This window comes from Paenibacillus kribbensis (assembly GCF_002240415.1).
Lineage (GTDB): Bacteria > Bacillota > Bacilli > Paenibacillales > Paenibacillaceae > Paenibacillus > Paenibacillus kribbensis.
On record NZ_CP020028.1, the window covers coordinates 2,526,856 to 2,549,685 of the forward strand.

10 protein-coding genes and 1 riboswitch are annotated in these 22,830 nt (G+C 46.3%); all 10 genes read left to right on the top strand.

The features are described from left to right. The first annotated feature begins 110 nt into the window (after nt 1-110). The 10 genes from pdhA to B4V02_RS11535 all read left to right on the top strand — a co-directional run bounded on the left by pdhA (nt 111) and on the right by B4V02_RS11535 (nt 22,819). The gene (pdhA, locus tag B4V02_RS11490) at nt 111-1,178 is read left to right on the top strand and encodes a pyruvate dehydrogenase (acetyl-transferring) E1 component subunit alpha (protein WP_094154858.1); all 1,068 of its coding nucleotides are present in this window, start codon (nt 111-113) and stop codon (nt 1,176-1,178) included. 99 nt (nt 1,179-1,277) lie between these two features. Then, on the top strand, nt 1,278-2,258 hold the full coding sequence (locus B4V02_RS11495) for an alpha-ketoacid dehydrogenase subunit beta (protein WP_007430628.1): 981 nt from the start codon (nt 1,278-1,280) through the stop codon (nt 2,256-2,258). Nucleotides 2,259-2,292: 34 nt separating this feature from the next. Beyond that, nucleotides 2,293-3,915: a 2-oxo acid dehydrogenase subunit E2 gene (locus B4V02_RS11500; protein ID WP_094154859.1), complete on the top strand. Its 1,623-nt coding sequence runs from the start codon at nt 2,293-2,295 to the stop codon at nt 3,913-3,915. Between the two features lie 3 nt (nt 3,916-3,918). Beyond that, the gene (gene lpdA / locus B4V02_RS11505) at nt 3,919-5,340 is read left to right on the top strand and encodes a dihydrolipoyl dehydrogenase (protein ID WP_068499905.1); all 1,422 of its coding nucleotides are present in this window, start codon (nt 3,919-3,921) and stop codon (nt 5,338-5,340) included. A gap of 251 nt (nt 5,341-5,591) precedes the next feature. Next, nucleotides 5,592-6,386, top strand: a complete 795-nt coding sequence (gene thyA / locus B4V02_RS11510) for a thymidylate synthase (RefSeq protein ID WP_094154860.1) — start codon at nt 5,592-5,594, stop codon at nt 6,384-6,386. Between the two features lie 35 nt (nt 6,387-6,421). Continuing rightward, nucleotides 6,422-6,910, top strand: coding sequence for a dihydrofolate reductase (locus B4V02_RS11515; RefSeq protein WP_094156990.1), 489 nt, complete (start codon nt 6,422-6,424; stop codon nt 6,908-6,910). 238 nt (nt 6,911-7,148) lie between these two features. Next, a complete protein-coding gene (locus B4V02_RS11520) occupies nt 7,149-8,636 on the top strand; it encodes a glutamate synthase subunit beta (protein WP_094154861.1) in 1,488 nt (495 codons plus the stop codon). Nucleotides 8,637-9,268: 632 nt separating this feature from the next. Beyond that, the gene (locus B4V02_RS11525; RefSeq protein WP_094154862.1) at nt 9,269-11,614 is read left to right on the top strand and encodes a type IA DNA topoisomerase; all 2,346 of its coding nucleotides are present in this window, start codon (nt 9,269-9,271) and stop codon (nt 11,612-11,614) included. Between the two features lie 325 nt (nt 11,615-11,939). Then, nucleotides 11,940-12,950 (top strand): aldo/keto reductase, encoded by a 1,011-nt coding sequence (locus B4V02_RS11530; protein ID WP_094154863.1) that lies wholly within the window; start codon nt 11,940-11,942, stop codon nt 12,948-12,950. 725 nt (nt 12,951-13,675) lie between these two features. Next, a riboswitch (cyclic di-GMP riboswitch) is annotated at nt 13,676-13,765 on the top strand. Between the two features lie 132 nt (nt 13,766-13,897). Then, entirely contained in the window at nt 13,898-22,819 is an 8,922-nt protein-coding gene (locus tag B4V02_RS11535) for a non-ribosomal peptide synthetase (protein ID WP_094154864.1), read from the top strand. The last annotated feature ends 11 nt before the right edge of the window (nt 22,820-22,830 follow it).

The window sequence follows — 22,830 nt, forward strand, 5'->3', positions numbered from 1 at the left end:
GTGAACTCAAAAAAAATAACTAAATCTTTGACGCCAGCAATATAACAGGTGTATAATAATCCTATAACAGCGGAACTTGATATTCAAATTTTTTTGTTGAGGTGAAGAAAATGAGCAAGGTTCCTTATGAAGTGTACACAGAGGAAGTTGAGGCTCTGTCCGTGCTTTCTCCGGATGGTGAAATTATCAATAAAGATAAATTGCCTAAACTTACAGATGATCAATTGAAAGAAATTATGTATCGTATGGTATTTACACGTACTTGGGATGACCGTGCTGTTAACTTGGGCCGTCAAGGACGTCTCGGCTTCTACGCTCCGGTATCCGGACAAGAAGCAACCATGGTTGGTAGTGAATTTGCGCTCCAAAAAGAAGATTTTATTGCTCCAGGCTACCGCGATATTCCGCAACTCGTTTGGCATGGCCTGCCTTTATACCAAGCTTTCTTGTATTCCCGTGGTCATCAACACGGCGGTCAAATACCGGACGGTGTTAACGTATTGATGCCGCAAATCATCATCGGCGCGCAAATTCTGCACGCTATGGGTATTGCAATGGGCTACAAACTGAAAAAACAAAAACAAGTCGTCATTACATATACAGGTGACGGCGGTTCTTCCGAAGGTGACTTCTACGAAGGTCTGAACTATGCTGGTGTATACAAGTTGCCAGTTATTTTCTTTGTGCAAAATAATGGTTACGCCATCACAACTCCATTTGCGAAGCAAACCGCTGCTCTTTCAATCGCTCACAAAGCAGTTGCTGCTGGTATTAAAGGCGTGAAAATTGACGGTATGGACGTGCTTGCAGTAATCAAGGCTGTTCAGGAAGCTGCAGAACGTGGTCGCAATGGCGAAGGTGCTACACTGATTGAAGCGGTAACATACCGTTTCCGTCCGCACTCCCTTTCTGACGATGCAACGAAATATCGTACCAAAGAAGAAGAAGGCGAATGGAACGAAAAAGATCCAATTGCCCGCTTTGCGAAATATCTTGAGAAAAAAGGTCTGTGGACTGAAGAAGATACAGCTCGCGTAAAAGAAGAAGCTAAAGCGAAAGTGAACGAAGAGATCAAAAAAGCCGAGAAAACAGAAAAAATGACCATTCCTGGCCTGATCGACAGCATGTTCGAAAAAACGCCTAAGCATCTGGAAGAACAAAAAGCTGATTTTAAATAATTGAGTACGAAAGAGACCGGGCGGTATCCCGATCCGGTCTGTTTTTCAATTGGACCTGAACTGAAACTGATCTGTAATGTTTAAGGAGGAAATGAAGCAATGGCACAAATGAACATGAAAGAAGCTATTCGTGACGCACTGCGCGTAGAGTTGAAACGCGACCCTAACGTCCTGCTTTTCGGTGAAGACGTAGGTCATGTAGGCGGCGTTTTCCGTGCAACGGAAGGTTTGCAAAAAGAGTTTGGCGAAGAGCGTGTATTCGATACTCCGCTGGCGGAATCCGCAATCGGGGGTCTTGCTGTCGGTCTGGGTATCCAAGGCTTCCGCCCTGTAGCTGAAATCCAGTTCGTAGGCTTTATTTTTGAAGCACTCGACCAAATGGCAATTCAGGCATCCCGTATGCGTTACCGTTCCGGTGGACGTTATAATTCTCCAATCGTATTCCGTACACCATTTGGTGGCGGTGTTAAGGCAGCCGAGCTGCATACCGATTCCCTGGAAGGTCTTTTGACTCAAACACCTGGTATCAAGGTTGTTGTTCCTTCCAATCCTTATGATGCAAAAGGTCTTATGATCGCGTCTATCCGCGATAACGATCCAGTATTTTTCATGGAGCATTTGAACTTGTACCATGCGTTCCGCGCTGAAGTTCCTGAGAATGATTACGTTGTTGAGCTGGGCAAAGCCAACGTGGTTCGTGAAGGCTCCGATGTGACGATCATTACTTACGGTATGATGGTACACACTTCGATTAAAGCTGCTGATGAGCTGGAAAAAACAAAAGGCATCAAGGTGGAAATCATTGACTTGCGTACGATTAGCCCGATTGACATTGATACCATCGTTGCTTCTATTCAAAAAACCAATCGTGCTATCGTTGTTCAGGAAGCGCAAAAGAGCGCCGGCGTAGCTGCTGAAGTGATTGCACAAATTAACGAAAAAGCAATTCTGCATCTGGAAGCACCAGTTCTGCGTGTAGCTGGTCCAGATACCGTTTATCCTTTTGCTCAAATTGAAGATACTTGGTTGCCAACGCCAACACGTATCATTGATGCGGTTAATAAAGTATTGGAATTTTAATTAAAGCACACCGTAAATTTGGGAGGTTTTAAACGTGGCAAAATTTGAATATAAATTTCCGGAGCTGGGTGAAGGTCTTCATGAAGGCGAAATCATCAAGATGCACATCAAGCCCGGCGATAAAGTAACTGATGAAGATATCATCATGGAAGTACAGAACGACAAGGCTGTAGTTGAAGTTCCATGTCCGGTCAATGGTACGGTTCAAGAAGTATTTGCCAAAGACGGTGACATCTTCAACGTAGGCCAAGTTGTAGCTGTCATTGATGCAGAAGGTGAACTTCCTGAACAAGAAGATGCACCGGAAGCACCAGCTGCTGCTAGCCCTGAGCCAAGTGCTGCTGCACCTGCACAAGGAGGAGCTGCAGGCGCAGCTAGATTTGAATATAAATTCCCAGAGCTGGGTGAAGGTCTTCACGAAGGCGAAATCATCAAGATGCACATCAAGCCCGGCGATAAAGTAACGGATGAAGATATCATCATGGAAGTACAAAACGACAAGGCAGTGGTTGAAGTTCCTTGCCCAGTCAATGGTACAGTTCAAGAAGTATTCGCCAAAGACGGTGACATCTTCAAGGTAGGTCAAGTCGTGGCAGTTATTGCTGCAGAGGGTGAGCTTCCTGAACAAGAAGATGCACCAGTTGCTGCTAAGCAAGAACAGAATGCTACACAAGGTGGAACTGCCACAAAACCGGCTGCAACTCCAGCTGCATCGAACAAAGATGTGTTGGCTACACCTAGTGTGCGCAAATTTGCTCGTGAGCAAGGTGTAAACATCGCTCAAGTGAGTGGCTCCGGCAAAAATGGTAAAATCACTAAAGAAGATGTAGAAGCTTTCAAAAATGGTGGAGGCCAAGCGGCTGCACCGGCAGTGAAAGAAGCTGCAAAAGCACAAGAGCCAGCTAAAAAAGAAGCGAAAGCTGCAGCGCCATCCGCACCAGCAGCAGATCCGCGTGCTGAGGAAGAGCGTGTACCATTTAAAGGTATCCGCAAAGCTATTTCCAATGCCATGGTTAAATCGGCTTACACGGCTCCACACGTTACGATTATGGACGAAGTGGATGTAACCGAACTGGTTGCTTTCCGTACTCGTATGAAACCAATTGCTGAGAAGAAAGGCACAAAAGTAACATACCTGCCATTCATCGTTAAAGCTCTGGTTGCTGCTTCCCGTCAATTCCCGGCTCTGAATGCCTCGATCGACGAAGAAGCGAACGAAATCGTCTACAAAAAATACTACAACATCGGTATCGCTACAGATACAGACAACGGCTTGATCGTTCCTGTTATCAAAGATGCTGATCGTAAGAGTATCTGGATGATCGCTGATTCCATTCGTGATCTGGCTGTACGCGGTCGTGATGGGAAATTGGCTGCCAACGAAATGAGAGGAAGCACAATTTCCATCACTAACATCGGTTCTGCAGGCGGTATGTTCTTTACGCCAATCATCAACTTCCCTGAAGTTGCGATTTTGGGAACTGGTCGTATCAGCGAAAAAGCAGTTGTGAAAAACGGTGAAATTGTTGCTGCTCCAGTAATGGCTCTTTCTCTCAGCTTTGACCATCGTATTATTGACGGTGCAACTGCTCAAAACTTCATGAACTATATCAAACAGCTGCTCGCTAACCCTGAGTTGCTTGTTATGGAGGTGTAATCAATGGTAGTAGGAGACGCTTCTCTGGATATTGACACATTGGTTATCGGTGCGGGTCCTGGCGGCTATGTAGCTGCCATCCGTGCCGCACAATTGGGACAAAGCGTATTGATCGTTGACAAATCTGAGCTGGGCGGTGTCTGTCTGAACCGTGGATGTATTCCATCCAAAGCTTTGATCTCTGCAGCTCACCAATACGAAGCAGCTAAACATGGCGAGTCTTTCGGTATTACGGCTGAGAATGTAAAAGTAGACTTCGCTAAAACACAAGAATTCAAAAACGGTGTTGTTAAAAAAATGACAGGCGGCGTAAGCGGCTTGCTCAAAGGCAACAAAGTTGAAGTTTTCAATGGTGAGTGCATGTTCATCAACGAAAACGAAGCACGTGTATTCAATGAACATGAATCACCACGCTACCGTTTTAAAAATGCCATTATCGCAACAGGTTCCCGTCCAATTGAACTGAAGCCATTCCCATTTGGCGGACGCATTCTGTCTTCTACTGAAGCATTGAACCTGCCTGAAATTCCGAAAAGCCTGATCGTGATCGGCGGCGGATACATTGGTGCAGAGCTTGGACAAATGTACTCCAAATTCGGTTCCAAAGTTACCATCATTGAAGGTATGGATACTGTTCTTCCTGGCTTTGACAAAGATATGACTTCCATCGTTGCTAAGAGCATGAAGAAAACAGGCATTGAAATTTTCACTGGTGCTAAAGCGGAAAGTGCGGAACAAACAGATAAAGACGTAACCGTGAAATTCTCCGTTAACGGCGAAAGCAAAGAAGTAACTGCTGATTACCTGCTTGTAACCGTTGGACGTCGTCCAAACACAGACGGCGAACTGGGTCTGGATCTGATCGGTGTAGAACTGGATGAGCGCGGAATGGTGAAAGTTGACCATCAAGGACGCACCAGCATTCCTCATATCTTTGCCATCGGCGATATCGTTGCTGGTCTTGCTCTGGCTCACAAAGCTTCTTATGAAGGTAAAGTGGCTGCTGAAGCGATCGCAGGCGAGCCGTCCGTAGTAGACTACAAATGTATGCCGGCTGTCGTTTTCACAGATCCAGAATGCTCCAGCGTAGGCTACACAGAGGCACAAGCCAAAGAAAAAGGCCACAATGTCAAAGTTGGCAAGTTCTCTTATGGAGCAAACGGCCGTGCCGTTTCCCTGAACGCTGCTGAAGGCTTTGTGAAAATCGTAGCTGACGCAGATACCGGTCTGGTACTGGGTACGCAAATCGTAGGTCTGGAAGCTTCCAACCTGATTGCTGAGTTGGGTCTGGCGATTGAAATGGGTGCTACACTCGAAGACATCTCCCTGACTATTCACGCTCACCCTACATTGGGCGAAATCGTTATGGAGGCAGCTGAAGTCGTGCTGGGTCATCCGATCCACGCATTGGCACCACGTCGCTAATTCCATTTCATCATCTCGTTTTTGATTTTCATATATCTTCAAGAGAGGCAAGGAGCGCAATATCTGCGTTCTTCGCCTCTTTTTTCCATGTTTTAGGAATTTTCAGAACTACCATGAAAATTCAAACAGTACATGGTCAATGAAGTATCGTACATGATAAACTAAATATAGCTGTGGTGTAGAGCGAATTTTTTCAAGATTAGATTCTAGGGCTGCTAGATCTTAATTCATGTTTAAAGGAGAGAAAAGAAGTGCGCAACTATTTGGAATTGCTGGAGGATATATTAGAGAATGGAGTAAAAAAAGAGGACCGCACAGGGACGGGAACACTATCTGTTTTCGGAAGACAGCTTCGCTTTGATCTGGCCAAGGGCTTTCCCCTGGTAACCACCAAAAGAGTACATTTAAAATCGGTTATCCACGAGCTGTTGTGGTTTTTGCGTGGGGATACCAATATTTCTTATCTCAAGGAAAACGGAGTTACCATTTGGGATGAATGGGCGGATGAGCAGGGCAATCTGGGCCCCGTATACGGATCGCAATGGCGCTCGTGGGAAACGACAGACGGGCAACATATCGACCAGATTGCCAATGTCATTGAGTCGATTAAAAACAATCCAGATTCACGCCGGCATATCGTCAGTGCCTGGAATGTGGCTCAAATCGAATCGATGAAGCTGCCGCCATGTCATTTTGTATTTCAGTTCTACGTAGCTGGAGGCAAGCTTTCCTGCATGCTGACCATGCGTTCAGTAGATACCTTTCTTGGGCTGCCGTTCAACATCGCAAGTTATGCATTGTTAACGCATATGGTTGCACAGCAATGCAACTTGGAGCCGGGAGAATTTATTTGGTCAGGCGGTGATGTGCATATTTATTCAAATCATATGCAACAAGTGCATACCCAACTGGAACGTGAGCCTTATCCGCTGCCTCAGTTGAAAATTATGCGCAAACCGGATTCCATTTTTGATTATACTTACGAGGATTTTGTTTTTGAGAATTACGAATACCACCCAAGGATCAAGGCGCCTGTCGCCATCTGATTAGAGGGGATTTGAAAGTAAAGGAGGTGGACAGCATAAGTATTTCGATGATATGGGCTATGGCACAAAATGGTGTGATCGGCCGTGATAACCAGCTCCCTTGGCGTCTCCCAAGAGACATGGCCTTTTTCAAGGAGCAAACGATGGGCAAGACTGTATTGATGGGGCGCAAGACGTGGGAGTCCTTTGGAGGAAAAAGCCTGCCAAACCGACGAAACGTGGTTTTGACCCGAGATCAGAACTACCGGGCAGAAGGGGCGGAAGTGGTTCATTCTCTCGAAGAGGGACTCCAATTGGCTACAGAACAGGAACTGATGGTCATCGGAGGAGCGGAGATTTATTCACTGTTTTGGCCACATGCCGGTCGACTGATCGTGACCCGAATTGAGGAGATTTTTGAAGGGGACACCACTTTTCCTGAGCTGGATTGGAATGGCTGGCATATAGTCAGTGAGATTCCTGGTATTAAGGATGAAAGAAACCCGTACAACTACCGTTTTGTTGTTTATGAGAGAACAAAATAAGAATGGGAACCATTTGACCTCACCGATTTGAAAAATTAATGAACCATATAAAAAATCCTTTTGGCTGTTGATGCAGAAAGTTGCATAAGTTTTCATTACTTTTGCGCTGTATTGTGATACAATAAATCAAATTCAACGAGAACAGACCCTTTCATGATACAAACAGACAAATTCGAATTTGACTCAAATTCTGAATGGATGGACGGGGTTCATAAGCGAAGAGATGGGGGAACGTAACATGTCTACACCAACTGGATTTATGGAATACACACGACAGCTTCCTACAGACCGGGACCCGGCAGAGCGTATTAAGGATTGGGAAGAATTCCATAAGCATATGTCTGAAGAAGAGCTGCGTACCCAAGGGGCACGTTGTATGGACTGCGGAACTCCTTATTGTCATACAGGGATGGATATGATGGGAGCAACTTTAGGCTGCCCGGTTCATAATCTTATTCCGGAATGGAACAATCTCGTATATCGTGGTTTATGGAAGGAAGCGCTAGATCGGCTGCACAAAACGAATAATTTCCCGGAATTTACAGGCCGTGTCTGTCCTGCGCCATGCGAAGGCTCCTGTACAGTCGGTCTGATCGGACAGTCTGTTACCATTAAGACAATTGAGGAAGCTATAATCGAAAAAGGTTTTGAGGAAGGCTGGGTTGTCCCTAATCCGCCAGAAAAGCGTACAGGCAAACGAGTGGCTATTGTCGGCTCGGGTCCGGCAGGATTGGCTGCTGCTGCTCAGCTTAATAAAGCAGGGCACAGCGTGACTGTGTATGAGCGTGCGGATCGTGTGGGTGGATTGCTGATGTACGGAATCCCTTCCATGAAGCTGGATAAGAAAGTTGTACAGCGCCGTGTAGATTTGCTGGAGGCTGAAGGTATCCAATTCATCACTAATACGGAAATCGGCAAGGATATCCCTACTGAGCAGTTAATAGCTGAGTATGATGCAGTTGTACTATGCGGTGGATCTACGAAGCCGAGAGAATTCAACATTGAAGGCAGCGATTTGAATGGTGTTCATTATGCGATGGATTATTTGAATGGCACCATCAAGAGCTATCTGGATTCCAATCTTGAAGATGGAAACTATTTGTCCTCCAAAGATAAGGATGTTATTGTAATCGGCGGCGGTGATACGGGTTCGGATTGTGTAGCTACCTCTCTGCGTCATGGATGTCGGAGCGTCACTCAATTTGGTACGCATGCTAAAGCTCCTTTGGAACGTGACCCGATTGCCAACCCTTGGCCACAATTTCCAAATGTGTACTCTCTTGATTATGCACAGGAGGAAGCAAAGGCGTTGTTCGGGGAAGATCCGCGTGAGTTCTCCATCATGACGACTAAATTTGTAGGTGACGAGAACGGGAATTTGAAAGAGCTGCATACTATCCAAATTCAACGTATTGTTGATGAAACAGGGCGTAAAATCTATCAGCCGATTCCGGGTACAGAGCGCATATTCCCGGCACAGATTGCACTTATTGCGATTGGATTTGATGGACCTGAACAAACGATCGTAGAGGAAATCGGTTTGGAAACGGACCGTCGCTCCAATGTTAAAGCACGCTATGGGAAGTATGTTACGAATGTGGAAAAGGTTTTTGCTGCGGGTGATATGCGCCGCGGACAAAGTCTTGTCGTGTGGGCTATCAATGAAGGTCGGGAAGCCGCGCGCGAGGTTGATAAATACCTCATGGGTGCTACCGTTTTGGTGTAAACCTAGCTTTATCATTACGGATCGAGTCAAAGCTCCATCTTCGGATGGGGCTTTGTTGTGTTTACAGGCTAGTGGATAGCAGGACACAAAAGAGAATAATATGTGATTTAAGTTTACGAAATTTTTCTGAGTCGAATGTGATTTCATGGTATGTAAAGAGTTGTTACTATTCTGCTATTGTGCTGTCATTATAATGTGATTAAAGTTGACGCATAAATTAAATAATCTGAATGTTTATTTATTATCTACAGTGATCATAACATAAAATCCGAAGAAAAGTGTAGCTTTTTTATTGAATTATGAAATTATTTTACGATAAAAAGAAAACATTTAATTTTTATGTTAGATAAATTAACTTGAATATGACTCATGCCGTCTTATTGTGCAACTTTTAGGAGGTTTTTTACATATCCTTTTCAAGCTTCACAAAATCATAGCCTGAGAGAACAATGATATCTATGGTATAATACACGTATATTGTTGAAGCGTTAGACTAAATGAATTTACAAAGGAGCTTTCGCCCGGGAGAAAGCTCCTTTTGCATGAGGCCATGCTACCTGTGTTTCCTGTACATCTATATGTATGATTCGTAGAAGGAAAACAGAAGGCCGTCAGGAAGGAATGGAATATGAATGAAAACGTTGATTATTGCTGAAAAACCGGATATGGGGCGGACGATTGCTGCTGTTATGGAGCCGCGTGCTAAAAATAACCGCACTTATTTGGAAGGGGAGAAATACATTGTAACCTGGGCAATCGGTCATTTGCTGGGCCTGGCTGAGCCGGATGCATACGATGCCAAGTACAAACGATGGAATATTCAGGACCTGCCCATTATCCCTGAGCAGTTCAAAATTGTACCGAATCCCAAAACAAAGGATCAGCTGAAAATGATTGGTGAGCTGGCCAAACGCTGCAATGCCATTGTCAATGCATGTGATGCCGGGCGGGAAGGGCAGTATATTTTTGCGTTGATTCAACAGCAGCTGAAGCTGCGTCAGCCAGTCAAGCGGCTATGGATCTCAGATTTGACAGCAGAAAGTATTGCGACAGGTTTTGAACGGCTGCGAGATGCTTCAGAGTTTGAATTTCTGACTCAGGCTGCGCGGGCACGAAGTGAAGCGGACTGGCTGATCGGTATGAACGCCTCCAGAGCTTTCACAACACGACATAACACGCTGCTGTCGGTAGGGCGGGTGCAAACGCCTGTGCTGGCATTGATCCATGATCGGGAGAAGGAAATTGAAGCATTTCAGTCTCAAACCTTTTATGATGTATGGGCTGAGTTTAAGCAAGATCAAATCAAGTACAAAGGTACATGGCAGGGGGATCGACTGACCAAACCCGAAGAAGCTGAGGAGATCGCTGCAGCGGTTCGCGGCAAAGCGGGTAGCATTACCAAATATGATACGAAGCAGACGAAGGAGTATCCTTTTAAACTGTACGACTTGACGCTGCTGCAACGCGAGGCAAATGCCAAGTACGGTTATTCGGCCAAAAAGACATTGGATGTGGCACAGGCTCTTTATGAGCGGCATAAAGTTATTTCTTATCCGCGTACCAACTCCAATTATGTAACAGAACAAAATATAGACGGGATGCACAAGGCGCTGCGTATGTTGGGCACAGGCCCTTATGCTGAGCTGGTACAACAAGCAAACCCTAATTTGGTCCATAAACAGAATAAATCGGTCTGCAATCCGTCTCGTGTTGAGGATCACCATGCTATTTTGCCAACGTTAAAAAGACCGGGAACGCTTAGCAAGGAGGAGCAAAATATATATGATCTGATTATTCGCAGGTTTTTGTCCCATTTTTTCCCTCCCGCTGAATATAAAATGCATACCGTGATGACACAGGTGGACAAGCATCTATTTAAAACAAGTATCAAGGAGCTTCTTTCCTTAGGATGGAAAGTGGTTTTGAGCAAGGCTGACCAGGATAAAGGTAAAAAGAGCAAAGCAGCCAAGAAAGAGGAAGAAGAGGAGACGGATGAGTGGACGGACAAGAAGTTTGAAATCGACGCAGGTCGTCAGGTGGATTGTATTCGTGCCGAAATGAAAGAAAAGGCGACTCAGCCGCCTAAAAGCTACACAGAGGGCACATTGCTGAAAGCGATGGAAAGCGCGGGCAAGCAGATGGAGAATGAGGAATTACGCGAGGTCATGAAGGATGCTGGATTAGGTACGCCTGCGACACGTGCGGCCACCATTGAACGGTTGAAGAATGTCGGCTACATTGAAATGAAGGGTAAAAAGATTCTCATTACGGATAAGGGGAAAATGGCCATTGAGCTGATCCGTCATGCAGGCGTCGATTTGTTGGCTTCTCCGGAGATGACGGGACAATGGGAACGCCGTCTGCATCAAATTTCCAAGGGGGAGGCAGCCCAGGAGAAGTTTATGGACAATGTTAAAAGATTTACGTTGTCCATCATTGACAAGGTGAGGCAGCAGCCACCGGCTCCGGCCAATGCTTTTGGCGAGGAAGCGAGGGGCAAGCGTGCGGGTGGCAAGGGAAGCACTAGCGGTGCAGGCGCGAGTGGACGCACCGCTGCCAAAGGGACGCGCGTTCCAGCAGGGCGCGGTAGCAGCGCTGGAAGCGCAACGCTGGAGCGTGCCTCGGACGCGGCAGCTTCTTCAGCCGCAGGATCAGCGCGCGGCTCCTCCAGCGTGCCGTCAGGCGCTTCAGCGAGCCGACGGGAAGCTCTGGGCAACTGCCCACGCTCTAATTGCGGTGGAAGCATTATTGAAGGCCGCAAGGGGTACGGGTGCAGCCACTACAAGCAGGGCTGCGGCTTTGTTGTCTGGAAGGAATATGCTGGCAAGCAGATTACGGAAACCATGCTCAAGTCTCTGTTGACGAAGGGACAGACGCAGTTGTTGTCTTTTAAGCGTAAAGATGGATCGACCGTCAAAGCGCGAATTGTGCTGAATGAACCGGGTACAGGCCAACTTAGTGTTCGTGAGGAAATTTGATACATTTCATAGCTATAATTTATATAAAATTATAATAATAACTTTTTTTAGTCGTCGTCAGATGACTTCTGAATTTCATCAGGAGTCATCTTTTTTTATGCCCACTGTTGTGCCCAATTAAGTTTTAGCAAGATTACGAATTCTAAAAATACCCACAAAAATCGAATAATTAACATTAGATTAAACATTTGTAAGCTTCCGACCGATAAAATAAAGAGAAGTTTATGCAAAACAAATTTTTCCAGTTAATTTATAAACACTCTATGCGTTGCGGAACGCGATCGTTTGACATGAAAATTTCTTTACAGGAGATGGTGGAAGAATCGTGGAAACGAAAATGGTAAATGTGACAGACTCAACGCAATTACGCAAACTGGGCAACTCGGACTTAAAGCTGTCACCGCTTGGGCTTGGCTGCTGGCAGTTCAGCAACGGAAAAGGGATGGTCGGGAAATTCTGGCCGGCGCTGCGTCGGGAGGATATACGGCAAATTGTTCAGACTAGTTTAGAAGGTGGGATTAATTGGTTTGATACTGCTGAAGCATACGGTGGCGGACAGTCTGAGCAGCTGCTGGCTGGCACGTTAAATGAGATTGGAGGGCCGCTCGCGGAAGAGGCAAATATCGCTACGAAATGGTGGCCGGCCTTTCGCACTGCAGGCAGCATCACAGCAACGATTGATGAACGTATTCACCATTTGGCTCAACGGACGATTCACCTTTATCAGGTGCATTCGCCTTACTCCTTTTCTTCGGTCGGCGCGACGATGAATGCGATGGCTAAACTGGTCGAGCAAGGTAAGATTAAATATGTGGGTGTAAGCAACTTTTCCGCGCAACAAATACGTGAAGCCGATCGTGTGTTGCGTGAGCACGGCCTACGCCTGGTTTCGAATCAAGTGAAATACAGCCTTCTTGACCGGAGAATCGAACAAAACGGAATTCTGGACACGGCCAAAGAGCTCGGTGTGGCGATCATTGCCTACTCCCCGTTAATGCAGGGGATCTTAAGCGGAAAATTCCATAAAAATCCGAATTTGGTCAAGTCAATAAAGGGTCCGCGCAAGTGGACGGCGGCATTCCGGGATTCGGGGCTGCAGAGATCGAAGCCACTGATTGAAACGCTAGAACAGTTGGCCCAGCAATATAATGTGACGCCAACGCAGATTGCCTTGAATTGGCTGATTAACGCCCATGGAGAGAACGTATTTGCGATACCTGGGGCTTCAAAAATACATCATGCCCAGGAAAATGTGAGGGCGATGCAGTTTACCTTGACAGCAGGAGAGATTGAGATAATCAGCCACGTTTCCAACCAAGTGCTGAGATCGAAGTAATCGTGGTTAAAACATTACTCTTCCGAAGATGCCCACCAATTGCTCCACTCCCTATACACCTCACGTCGCCAATTTTGGCAAAACATCGAATGCGAGAGAAGCTTTGGAATATCATTTTTGTCGTAATCTGATAAAAGATTAAAGGATATCACATCAATGATAAATTGTAAAAGAAAATATATAATCTTTTAAAATAAAGTAATTATTATGAGCGAATATACAATTTATTAGCCATTGTGAAATGGCACTATATATTGTTGTTTACCAAAGATTTCGACTATATCTTGTGGTTATATAATCGATAATTGCTCCTTTACACACATATTAAAAACTTAGAACTAATTGACAAAATGAGATATTTTTATTATTGTACAATTGATTAAATTTATTTCATATATATTCCATATTAAAATAATATACTAAATGGCTCACAATTCATCATTCAAAAGCTAAACCGCTAAAGTTGTCCAGGTGGGCATCTTGGAATGTGGGGGGTGGGGATGAAGTATTTCACGCAGCTGCTAACAACGTATTGTAAATATAATTGCAGGTTATTGTAAATATAATCCAAGGTAAAAGGTTCGAAAAAAAAACGAGCTGATAACAAAGCTTACCGCATTGTGGCGCCGGAGGGGGACCTGAAGGCGTGGATACAGCAGTAGATATACTTGCTGTTTTCGGTACAACCTGATGTTCAAAAGATGCAAAAAATATACTTACTTATTTCCCGTTAATCGTAAACACCTCGAAAGTGGTGGACACAAAGCCATGGGTCTAAAGCTGGATTCAACAGCCATGATTGCCAGGTTCCCAAAGGAAACTAGGTGAATTCTGCTGCCTGTTCCTGTGTTTTTTATATGGGGACAGGCTTCTTTTATTTGTGATGGAAAGTCGTTTGGGCATATGGAGTAGAACGCATGAAATGCTTAACAACAGGAGGAAATTTTATGAAAACGAGCATGATAACTATTAAGGAGTATCCGTTAAGCTCCTATCAGAAAGACATATGGTTCGAACAGTGCATGTACCCTGAAAAACCTATTTACAATATTGGTGGGTATGTTGAGATCAAAGGAAACCTGGATACGGCTATCATGAAGGAGTGCTTGCAGTTACTAATCAGCCAGAATGATTCTCTTAGTGCCCGTTTTATCGATAAAAAGGGAGAACCTTATTTAACATTCCTGCCGGAAGTTGAATATGAAGTTCCGCTATATAATTTCTCGATGAAGGAAAATGCAAATTCTTTTTGCATCGACTGGATGAAAAAGGAGTTTTTAAAGCCTTTTCAATCTGATAGCTTTTATTTTCAATTTGATTTATTGCAAGGCACCCTGAATACCTATTTTATTTTACTCAAAGTTCATCATTTGGTGATCGATGGATGGGGATTTGCTCTCTTAATCAATCAGCTCTTTGACAATTACAATAAACTCGCGCAAGGAATTGACGAAATGAACAGAACTGTCTATTCCTATGCTGATTTTATCTCCGATAATCAGGATTATCTGAATTCTCCGGCCTTTTTAAAAGACAGGGAGTTCTGGAAGAACAAATACCAAACCATTCCCGAGCCTCTATTGAGCAGAGGAGTGAACTTCGATGATGGTGATTCCGCTTGGAGTGATCGGCAAACCTTAACGATAAACAAGACCTTATACAATCGAATGATTGAATTTTGCAAAGAGGAAGGGTGTTCGTCGTTCCATTACTTTTTAGGCATACTGTTCCTTTATTTCAGCAGGGTTTGTAATCGGAACGAGATGGTGATCGGCGTCCCGGTTTTTAACCGGGGCAAAGCGAGATATAAGCAAACGATGGGACATTTCGCCAACGTGCTGCCGCTGCGGATCAGCCCTGAAGAAGATCTAAGCTTTAAAGAGCTGATAAAGCGCATCAAACGTGAGCTTATGCAATGCTACCGACATCAGAAAATGTCCTTCGGTGAAATTTACCGGGCAGTTTACGAGAATAGCCATGAGAAAGGAAAACTGTTTGATATATCGCTTTCTTTCGAAGAACAGGAAAACAGAGAATCATTGATCGGTACAGCAACCCAGATTGTAAGCATGCCGCATCATCATGAAAGGAATGCACTTAATCTCTTTATATGGGGACAAGAAGGTAAAACGGATGTAGCCGTTAATTTTGACTATCAGATACAGGCTTTTGAAAGATTCATCCCTATTGAGAATGTCGTTTCCCACTTTGAATATTTATTTGCTCAAGCCATGGAACAAAGTGAAACTCCTATTTCACAAATCGAAATCGTGCCGGAGGAAGAGGGCAGCCTGCTGCTTCGCGATTTCAATCGCACGGAGGCGGAGTATCCGAAGGATCAAACGATCCATGGACTGTTTGAGGAACGAGCGGAGCAAAGAGCAGATCATCCGGCTTTAGTCTGGGGAGAGCAAACACTGACCTACCGGGAACTGAACGAGCAGGCGAATCGGCTGGCCATCGTCTTGAGAGAGCGTGGAGTGAAGCCGGACGATATCGTTGCCATCATGATGGAGCGTTCCATGGAAATGGTCATCGGCATCCTGGGCACGCTCAAAGCGGGCGGAGCCTACCTGCCGATCGATCCGAACTATCCGGAGGAACGGATTCACTACATGCTGGAGGACAGCGGCGCGTCCATGCTGCTGACGCAAAAGCATCTTCGGGACAAGCTTACTTATCACGGCCCGATCATGGATGTGGATGGCGAAGAGTTGAAGCATTTGGAACTGGATGGCCATGCCAATCTGCAACCTGTTAACAAGCCGGAGGATTTGGCCTATATCATCTATACCTCAGGCTCCACTGGGAAGCCCAAAGGGGTCATGGTAGAACACCGGGGAATCATCAACCTCTGGCGTTTCTTCCAGGAACAATGGGGCGTGAACGGATCGGATCGGATGCTGCAGTTTGCCAGCAGTTCGTTTGACGCTTCGGTCTGGGAAATGTTCACGATTTTACTGGGAGGCGGAACGCTTTATCTGGTTTCGCGAGATATTATTAATAACCTGAATGAGTTTGCGCGCTTTGTCAACGAAAACCAAATTACGATTGCATTGCTACCGCCTACCTATCTGGCGGGGATAGAACCCGACAAGCTGCCGGCACTGAAAAAACTGGTGACAGGTGGATCAGCGATCACCAAAGAACTAGTGACGCGGTGGAAGGACAGCGTGGAGTATATGAATGCCTATGGTCCAAGCGAATCGAGCGTCATAGCAACGGCGTGGACGTACCGGGAAGAGGATATGGGGTACTCATCGGTACCGATTGGCAAACCCATTGCCAATACCCGGATTTATATTATGGATCAACAACAAAAGCTGCTGCCGCTTGGAGCAGCCGGGGAAATGTGCGTTGCGGGAGATGGATTGGCCCGGGGGTATCTGCACCGACCGGAGCTGACGGCGGAGAAATTTGTGGTGAATCCCTATGAAGCTGGGGAGAAGCTGTACCGCACGGGCGATCTGGTGCGCTGGCTGCCGGACGGGAATATCGAATTTTTGGGAAGAATCGACGATCAGGTGAAAATTCGAGGGTTCCGCATTGAGCTGGGGGAAATCGAAGCGCAGCTGCAAAAGCATCCGCTTGTCCAGGAGGTGGCGGTAATCGCCAGAGAGGACAAGCAGAAGGAAAAGTATCTGGCAGCGTATTTTACAGCAGAGGGTGAACCGGGAGCGGAAGAGCTGCGGGAACAGCTGTTGCAGGAGCTGCCTGATTACATGGTGCCGTCCAGCTTTATGCAGCTGGATCGCATTCCGATGACTCCGAGCGGAAAGATTGACCGAAAGGCGTTGCCTGAGCCCGATCTGAGTGTGAGTGCAGTGGAGGAATATGAGGCACCGAGAAACAAGATAGAGAAGATATTGGCTGAAATATGGGGAAAAGTCCTGAAAGTCGAACGGGTCGGCATTAAGGATCACTTTCTCAATCTGGGGGGAGATTCCATTAAAGCCATCCAGATCGTGTCCAAGCTTCATGATTACAAGCTAAAGTTGCAGTTGAAGGATCTTTTTGACCATCCTGTAATTGAGCAATTGAGTGCTTATGTACAATCTGTCGAGCATACTGCTTTTCAAGGAATGGTAACAGGGGAAATGATGCTCACGCCTATCCAAAGCTGGTTTTTCGAGCAGCCTTTTGCAGCAAAACATCACTTCAACCAGTCAGTTCTGTTACATCGGAAACAGGGTTTTGACGAAAAGAGGTTAAGAAAAGTGTTCGACCGCTTGGTGGAGCACCATGATGCGCTGCGTATTGTAGTGCGCGAGAAGGCGGGACAGGTTGCTTTGTTCAACCGGGACATGGAAGGCGAGCTATATTCACTGGAGGTAAAGGATTTTACAAAGGATGATATAAATGCCAATGCGGTAAAGGAGGAAGCCATCCGGCTTCAGTCAGGCATGGATTTAGAGCGTGGACCTCTGATGCATGCAGGCTTGTTCAAAACGGGGGACGGTGACTATCTGTGCGTAAGTATTCACCACCTGGTGGTCGACGGGATTTCTTGGCGGATTCTTTTTGAGGATCTTTCTACGGGATACCGGCAGGCGGAAAAGGGAGAAAAAATCACATTCAGAGGGAAAACGGACTCTTTCCGCACATGGTCTGAACAACTTTATACGTATGCCGGCAGCGGGGAGCTTCTGCAAGAAATCACATATTGGCGTGAGCTGGAGCAGAATGAAATCAAGCCTATTCCCAAGGATCATTCCGTTCATAGCAGAAAATATATGGATAGCGACCATATCGAAATCGAACTGGATGAAGTCCAAACCGCCAAGCTGCTGAGAGAAGTGAATAAGGCTTACAATACGGAAATCAACGATGTTCTTTTGATGGCACTGGGAGAGGCGATTCGAGAATGGACAGGAGAAGACAAGGTACTTGTTAACCTGGAGGGGCATGGACGCGAAGAAATCATTCAGGATGTGGATATCAGCAGAACCGTTGGCTGGTTTACCGCCCAATACCCTGTGATTTTGGATATGTCAGGTGTCAAAGACGTGTCTTCCCGCCTGAAATCCGTCAAAGAAAGCCTCCGGCGTATTCCGCATAAAGGCATCGGCTATGGCATTTTAAAATACCAAACGATTGTTCAGGACGAAGAAATCTTAAAATTTAAATTGCGGCCTGAGATCAGCTTCAACTACCTGGGGCAGTTTGACCAGGATATCGATACCGAAATATTTACCCTCTCTGATGTTCTTGCCGATGAGACCATTTCACCTGACATGCAGAGACCCTATTGCCTGGATATTAACGGAAAAGTGACTGATGGAAAACTACGGCTGAGTTTTGCCTATCACAAGCACGAATATGAAAAGGCCACGCTGATCAGAGTAGGGGAAAGCTTTAAGCGCAATCTGGAGCAAATTATTGAGCATTGCGCATCACGGGAATATACGGAACTGACAGCCAGTGATGTGAGTTCCAGACACATTATGATGGAGGAGGTAGAAGAGGTATACCGCGCGATGGGGGATTCCAGGTCCAATATCACGGATATTTATACACTGACCCCTATGCAGTCGGGAATGCTATACCACTTCCTCAGAGAGCAAAACTCACATGCGTATTTTGAGCAGGCCGTGATCAGTCTGCAGGGTGAGATCGATAGAAGTTTGCTTGAGCGAGCTTTCCAGCAGGTAATTCAAAGGCACGATATTTTGCGGACCGCCTTTGTTTATGAAAAGGTGGAAAAACCGCTTCAGGTCGTTTTAAAGGACAGACCGGCTGAAATGTTTTTCGAGTATATTTCCTTCTTGACAGAGAGAGAGAAAGAAAACTATTTTGAAGCCTATTTGGACAAGGACAGAGAAAAGGGCTTTGATCTCACCCGGGAGCCGCTAATCAGATTCGCTTTGATTAGAATGAGTGCCGACAGCTACCGTTTGATTTGGAGTTTTCATCATATCATTATGGATGGATGGTGTCTTGGCATTGTATTTAAAGAACTACTGGAAGTTTACAGTGCGCTTCATCAAGGAAGCATACCGCAATTAGGTACGGTGCATCCATATCGTCAATATATCCAGTGGCTAGAACAAAGGGATGATCGGGAGACGGCGGCTTACTGGGAGAATTATCTTACGGAGTACGAACAGCCGGCGCTGCTGCCCAAAACCAAAAATAGTAAGGCTAGTTCGGGATACATTCAGGAGGAATACGATTTTACGATAAATAGGGACATGAAGGAAAGTTTAGAGGGGATTGCAAGAGAAAGCGGCGCTACGTTAAGTACGGTGATTCAGGCCGTATGGGGGATTTTGCTGCAACGCTACAACAATACCCGGGATGTGGTGTTCGGGACGGTTGTCTCGGGAAGACCGGCGGAAATCCAAGGCGTTGAACGGATGGTAGGGTTATTTATCAATACGATTCCTGTCAGAGTCCGGGCAGAAAAGGAAGAAAGCTTCTCTGCCCTGGTTGCCAAACTCCAGCGGGAGGCATGGCTATCTGAGCAGCATCACTATTATCCGCTGGCGGAAATTCAGTCGCGGACCGCTCATGGAAGCGGATTGGTGCAAAACCTGCTGGCCTTTGAAAATTACCCGATGGAGGAAGCCGTCAAAGGACAGGGCGACTACGGACCGGATTTGAGGGTTCTGTCCGCAAAGGTCTCCGAACAGACGAGTTTTGATTTTAATTTCATTGTTATGCCTGAACATGATTTGCAGATCAAATTCCGCTACAATAGCTTGGCCTATGACAGAAACTTTATAGAGCGGGTAGCCGGGCAGATCCAAATGATCATCCGTGAAATCGTCCGTTGTCCAAAGATGCGGATCGAAGATATCGAAATCGTACCGGAGGAAGAGGGTAGCCTGCTGCTTCACGATTTCAATCGCACAGAGGCGGAGTATCCGAAGGATCAAACGATTAACGCTTTGTTTGAGGAACGAGCGGAGCAAAGAGCAGATCATCCGGCTTTAGTCTGGGGAGAGCAAACACTGACCTACCGGGAACTGAACGAGCAGGCGAATCGGCTGGCCAAGGTCTTGAGAGCGCGCGGAGTGAAGGCGGACGATATCGTTGCCATCATGACGGAGCGTTCCATGGAAATGGTCATCGGCATCCTGGGAACGCTCAAAGCGGGCGGAGCCTACCTGCCGATCGATCCGAACTATCCGGAGGAACGGATTCACTACATGCTGGAGGACAGCGGCGCGTCCATGCTGCTGACGCAAAAGCATCTTCGGGACAAGCTCACTTATCACGGCCCGATCATGGATGTGGATGGCGAAGACTTAAAGCATTTGGAACTGGATGGCCATGCCAATCTGCAACCTGCTAACAAGCCGGAGGATTTGGCCTATATTATCTATACCTCAGGTTCCACTGGGAAGCCCAAAGGGGTCATGGTAGAACACCGGGGAATCATCAACCTCTGGCATTTCTTCCAGGAACAATGGGGCGTGAACGGATCGGATCGGATGCTGCAGTTTGCCAGCAGTTCGTTTGACGCTTCGGTCTGGGAAATGTTCACGATTTTACTGGGAGGCGGAACGCTTTATCTGGTTTCGCGAGATATTATTAATAACCTGAATGAGTTTGCGCGCTTTGTCAACGAAAACCAGATTACGATTGCGCTGCTACCGCCTACCTATTTGGCGGGAATAGAACCGGAGAAGCTGCCGGCACTGAAAAAACTGGTGACGGGTGGATCGGCGATCACGAAAGAACTGGTGACACGCTGGAAGGACAGCGTGGAGTATATGAACGCCTATGGTCCAAGCGAATCGAGCGTCATAGCAACGGCGTGGACGTACCGGGAAGAGGATATGGGGTACTCATCGGTACCGATTGGCAAACCCATTGCCAATACCCGAATTTACATTATGGATGAACATCAAAAGCTGCTGCCGCTTGGAGCAGCCGGGGAAATGTGCGTTGCGGGAGATGGATTGGCCCGGGGGTATCTGCACCGACCGGAGCTGACGGCGGAGAAATTTGTGGTGAATCCCTATGAAGCTGGGGAGAAGCTGTACCGCACGGGCGATCTGGTGCGCTGGCTGCCGGACGGGAATATCGAATTTTTGGGAAGAATCGACGATCAGGTGAAAATTCGAGGGTTCCGCATTGAGCTGGGGGAAATCGAAGCGCAGCTGCAAAAGCATCCGCTTGTCCAGGAGGTGGCGGTAATCGCCAGAGAGGACAAGCAGAAGGAAAAGTATCTGGCAGCGTATATTACAGCAGAAGGCGAACCGGAAGCGGAAGAACTGCGGGAACAGCTGTTGCAGGAGCTGCCTGATTACATGGTGCCGTCCAGCTTTATGCAGCTGGAACACATGCCGATGACTCCGAGCGGAAAGATTGACCGAAAGGCGTTGCCTGAGCCTGAATGGCAGGGGAGCGACGATACATTTAGCAGCCCAAGAAATGACATTGATCTGAAAATCCAGAAGGTATGGCAGGATATTCTCGGTATGAAACTGATCGGCATTGATGAGCATTTCTTCAGACTGGGCGGCAATTCGATCAAGGCAATTCAGGTGGTTTCAAGGCTGGCGCTGGATTTTGAAGTGGGTATTAACGACATTTTTCAATATCCGACGATTCGGGGCTTGGCGGATCACATCAAATATTCCAAAGGCAGATTACAACAATTCGTATACGCCCTGCAGGAAGCAGCAGCTGTCGGAAAAAGTGGCGTACCTGGTGTTGTATGGAAATTGCGCGAGAGTCTCAAGGAATATGGCAAGAAAAATCAGGTATATGAAAGCATCAATCTTGCTGAACGGGCTGATTACCGAAATATTCTGCTGGTTGGAGGGACAGGGTATCTCGGGATCCATATTTTGTTTCAATTGCTGCAAAATACGGAATATGAGGTGTATGTGCCTGTTCGGGGAACGAGCGACGAAGAGGCACTGGAAAGACTGCGGGCGAAGCTGAAGTTTCATTTTGGCCATGAGCTTGCCGGGCAGAATGCCTGGGAGGACAGGGTGCACGTGTTCTGCGGAGATTTAACCCAGGACTGCTTTGGCCTGAGCCGGGAGCGCTATGAGCGTTTGGCCGAAATCATTGATGCGATCATTAATTCGGCGGCAAACGTGAAGCATTTTGGGCATTACTCGGAATTTTATGCCGTCAATGTGGAAGGGAACGAACGAGTGATCGAATTTGCCAGCACAGGGAAGAAAAAGACCTACAATTTTGTTTCTACCACCAGCGTAGGCAGCGGATGGATAGAAGATCAGAACAGCTTCGTGTTCACTGAATATGATTGCAATGTTGGACAAAGCTCTGATAACTATTATGTTATGACGAAACTCGAAGCCGAGAAAGAGATTATTAAAGCAAGGGAACAAGGGCTTGATTCCAATGTATTCAGAGTCGGAAACCTCGTTTTTGATTCCAATTCAGGGATCTTCCAGGAAAATATCTCGGACAATGCATTTTATTCATTGGTCAAGTCGATGATCAAACTTGGTCGGGTTCCTGCAATTCAAGATAAAACCATGAATTTCTCCTTTGTGGATGAGGTTGCCAAAGCTGTTGTACTGCTGTTCGACCGCAAAAATCTCAAGAATGAAACCTATCATCTATTTAATAGCCATCAGGTTAGCATGATATCCTTTGCCAAGCTTTTGAAGCAGGCGGATATACAAGTTCAGCCGATGCCAGTGGAGGATTTTGCCGAATACATGTTTGAAAAATACGATGAAGCACAGACGCAGCAGGAGGTTGCCCGGATTCTTGTTCATTCCAACGTCTTCTTTGAGGGAGCAAGCAAAACGTTGTTCATGACAATGAACAAGAAGACCGACGGTATTTTGCAGGCGCTAGGGTTTGAATGGTCCAGGCTGGATGGTCAAAAAGTGAAGCTGATGATGGATCATGTCAAAAAGGTAGAGTTCATGTAAAAAAACAGGAG

Coding starts and splice junctions, on each gene's coding strand:
- pdhA (WP_094154858.1), top strand. CDS start 111: ATGAGCAAGGTTCCTTATGAAGTGTACACAGAGGAAGTTGAGGCTCTG.
- B4V02_RS11495 (WP_007430628.1), top strand. CDS start 1,278: ATGGCACAAATGAACATGAAAGAAGCTATTCGTGACGCACTGCGCGTA.
- lpdA (WP_068499905.1), top strand. CDS start 3,919: ATGGTAGTAGGAGACGCTTCTCTGGATATTGACACATTGGTTATCGGT.
- B4V02_RS11520 (WP_094154861.1), top strand. CDS start 7,149: ATGTCTACACCAACTGGATTTATGGAATACACACGACAGCTTCCTACA.
- B4V02_RS11525 (WP_094154862.1), top strand. CDS start 9,269: ATGAAAACGTTGATTATTGCTGAAAAACCGGATATGGGGCGGACGATT.
- B4V02_RS11535 (WP_094154864.1), top strand. CDS start 13,898: ATGAAAACGAGCATGATAACTATTAAGGAGTATCCGTTAAGCTCCTAT.